The 3,209-nt window shown below is 37.6% G+C and carries 3 protein-coding genes; 1 reads left to right on the top strand and 2 read right to left on the bottom strand.

All coding sequences use genetic code 11. The annotated features are described in order from the left end of the window. Positions 1-321, top strand: a 321-nt coding sequence (locus tag ACY65O_RS07120; RefSeq protein WP_462220160.1) for a GIY-YIG nuclease family protein, incomplete at its 5' end; no start/stop codon positions are given. Positions 322-438: 117 nt separating this feature from the next. On the opposite strand, the gene ACY65O_RS07115 is transcribed toward ACY65O_RS07120, so the two are convergent. Together ACY65O_RS07115 and ACY65O_RS07110 are read right to left on the bottom strand one after the other, a co-directional pair. Beyond that, complete coding sequence (locus tag ACY65O_RS07115; protein WP_462220159.1) at positions 439-1,764, bottom strand: citrate (Si)-synthase, eukaryotic; 1,326 nt, start codon at positions 1,762-1,764, stop codon at positions 439-441. Positions 1,765-1,917: 153 nt separating this feature from the next. Beyond that, entirely contained in the window at positions 1,918-3,015 is a 1,098-nt protein-coding gene (locus tag ACY65O_RS07110; protein WP_462220158.1) for an LptF/LptG family permease, read from the bottom strand. Positions 3,016-3,209 lie beyond the last annotated feature (194 nt).

Raw genomic sequence — 3,209 nt, 5'->3', positions numbered from 1 at the left:
GCAAGAGGTCGTCGGTTCGACCCCGATACTCTCCACAAAGGCTCACTAAAGGTGAGTCTTTTCTTTTTTATGATTTACACTGTATATATTTTATACTCTGCAAAAATTGATAGGTATTACGTGGGTCATACCGAAAATATTTCAATTCGGTTAAAGCAACATAATGAAGGTATATCAACATATACTTCAAAAGCTACAGATTGGATATTGATGTATTCAGAAAATTTTAGCAGTAGAGTAGATGCTCATAAACGAGAATTAGAAATTAAAAGTAAAAAAAGCAGAAAATATATTGAATGGTTGATTAATTACGACAGATAGAACGCTGCATGTCCCGAATGCTTTCGGGAAATAGGTCGTCGGTTCGACCCCGATACTCTCCACAAAAAAATCCCACGGCTGTGGGATTTTTTAATGCCTTTGAATAAACTAAAATTTTTAATCCCCCCAAATTTCATCCTTACCTTCCAGCCACAATTTTACTAAATCGTTCGTTACAGATTTTGGTCTTTCTAAAGGAAAAGCCAAAGCCCTGTCCCATATTAAACTTGCCAGCACACCCAGCGATCTTGATACACCAAATAACACGGTATAAAATTCATACTCCACCATACCATAATGCACTAATAAAGCACCGCTGTGTGCATCTACATTGGGCCAAGGGTTTTTTATTTTTCCGAGTGATTGTAAAATGGGCGGCACTGCATCATAAATATTCCAAACCGTTTGCACCAATGCATCATCGGGCATATGTTTTTTTCCAAATTCCATTTGTGCAGTAAACCGTGGATCGGTTTTACGCAACACTGCATGGCCGTATCCCGGTACAACTTTTCCTTCGGTTAAAGTTTTTTTCACGTACTCTTCTATCTGCACTTTAGTGGGCAAGTCTGTTCCCAGCTCTTCTCTTAATTCATAAATCCATTTAATTACTTCCTGGTTGGCTAACCCATGCAATGGGCCTGCAAGCCCGTTCATACCGGCAGCAAAACTTAAGTAAGGATCGCTTAATGCTGAGCCTACTAAATGTGTGGTATGAGCAGAAACATTTCCGCCTTCATGATCGGCATGAATGGTCATGTATAAACGCATCAGTTCTTTAAAAGATTCATCTTCGTAACCCATCATGTGTGCAAAATTGCCCGACCAGTCCAGCAATCCGTTGGGTTGAATATGATCGCCATTTTTATATTTACGGCGATAGATATATGCGGCAACCCGTGGCAGGCGTGCAATTAAATCCATGGCATCATCAAACACGGCATCCCAGTAATCTTTTTTATTCATCCCTGCTGCGTATCTTTTGCTAAACTGGCTTTCGGTTTGCAAAGCCATAATGGCAACAACAAACTGCGTCATCGGGTGCGTACTAACCGGCAATGCCTCAATAGAATCAAAAACATGATTGGGTACATGACTGCGACGTTGCCATACGCTGGTAACATGTTGCACATCATCTTCATCAGGCAAATCACCTACCAGCATTAAATAAAATAATCCTTCGGGTAAAGGCTCCGATCCATTGGGCGCCTTGGGTAATTTTTGTTGTAATTCAGGAATGGTATATCCACGAAAACGGATACCTTCCTGTGCATCAAGCAAAGAGGTTTCGGTTACTAACCCTGTCATCCCACGCATGCCCTGGTAAATTTGGCTAAGCGTAACTTCTCCAATTTTTTTGTTACCATGTTCCTTAAGCAAGGTTTTAATTTCCGCAGCTACAGTTTCTGATTTTGCTTTGAATTTATCTTTAATAATTCCCATACCGCAATTGAAATTTATAATGTAAGAATATTTTCAAGATTGAAATACTTGTAATCGTATTTTAAAAATATGACTAAAATTACGATGCGTAGCTGTGTAAAACAAAAGTTTCAAAAGAAAGTTTACAGATAAATAAAGCCGGGAGCCGTAATATTATTTAGGTGCTTTTTTATAAAGATAACATGCCAGCAGGCCAAAAAAGAAATTGGGTGTCCATGCGGCTATAAATGGCGTAAAGCTGCCCTTGGTTGCAAACACAATTGAAAAGCGGCTGAATAAAATATACAATACACTTATCACCACCCCCAAAGCCAGGTGCAATCCGCTGCCGCCCCTTACTTTTCTTGATGCCAGAACAGCACCAATAACAGTAAGAATAAGTACAGAAACAGGAATAGCATCCCGGTTATATCTTTCAACTAATAAAGCATTCAAGCCTTCGCTCCCCCTTAATCTTTCCCGCTTTATAAATTGATTTAAATCCGGCGTTGGCATCTGATCTTTTAAATATTCATCTTTACGTAAATCAACCGGTTTAAAATCGTAGTTCATCTTTAACTCTGTTGAACGTTTAACGGTTTCCGTAATACCATTCAGTGTTCTTTCTGTTACATTAACGAGTTTCCATTTTTTTGCTGCCGTATCCCAGTTAAAATTATCGGCCCTCAGGTTATACAATAATTTATTATTGGAAAAGCGCTGCACAAAAAAACCATTACCGTTTTTTGAAACCGTATCGTACCCGGCAATACCGATATAAGTATTGCTGTCGTTTCTAAAATAAATGTGTTGCTTGTAAGTATTGTTACCGCCATTGTTACCAAAATTGGGGTCAATATATTTTGTTTCAAAATCGCCCAATTTTTTATTGGCTTTTGGCACCACATACTGGTAACCAAACCATAACAATACTGATAAAAATAAACCCCCAATTACATAGGGCATTAAAAAACGGCGGTAACTTACACCACTGCTTAATATGGCCACTACTTCGGAACGTGTTGCCATTTTTGAAGTAAAAAATATTACGGCAATAAAAACAAACAATGGAAAAAGCATTGCATCAATACGTGGGACAAATCCAAAATAATAATCAGTTATAATTTTAGAAACAGGGAGTTTGGATTTTACAAAATCATCAGTTTTTTCGCTTACATCAACCACCACCACAATCGCCGTTAATAATATAAGGCAAAAGAAAAATGTAGAAAGATATTTTGACAGTATATAACGATCGATTTTTTTAAGCATTGCAATTAGCCGTTGGTAATTTTTTGCTACGCAAATGTAGCTGAAAAAGATTTTGTATAAGATATGATATTGATAAGTATTTGTGAAGATTGGAAGAACCGTTTAGAGGTTTAGGGGTTAGATGTTTAGTATGTACTCTATAAATCTTAAACTTAATTTGCAAAAGTCAGTTCTCTCTAAACCCTAAACCCTAA

The organism is Ferruginibacter sp. (assembly GCF_031430955.1).
Classification (GTDB): Bacteria; Bacteroidota; Bacteroidia; order Chitinophagales; family Chitinophagaceae; genus Ferruginibacter.
This window is presented reverse-complemented; position numbering and strand designations above follow the sequence as displayed.

Excerpts from the sequence above, each read along its gene's own strand:
- ACY65O_RS07110 (WP_462220158.1), bottom strand. The coding sequence starts at position 3,015 with ATGCTTAAAAAAATCGATCGTTATATACTGTCAAAATATCTTTCTACA.
- ACY65O_RS07115 (WP_462220159.1), bottom strand. The coding sequence starts at position 1,764 with ATGGGAATTATTAAAGATAAATTCAAAGCAAAATCAGAAACTGTAGCT.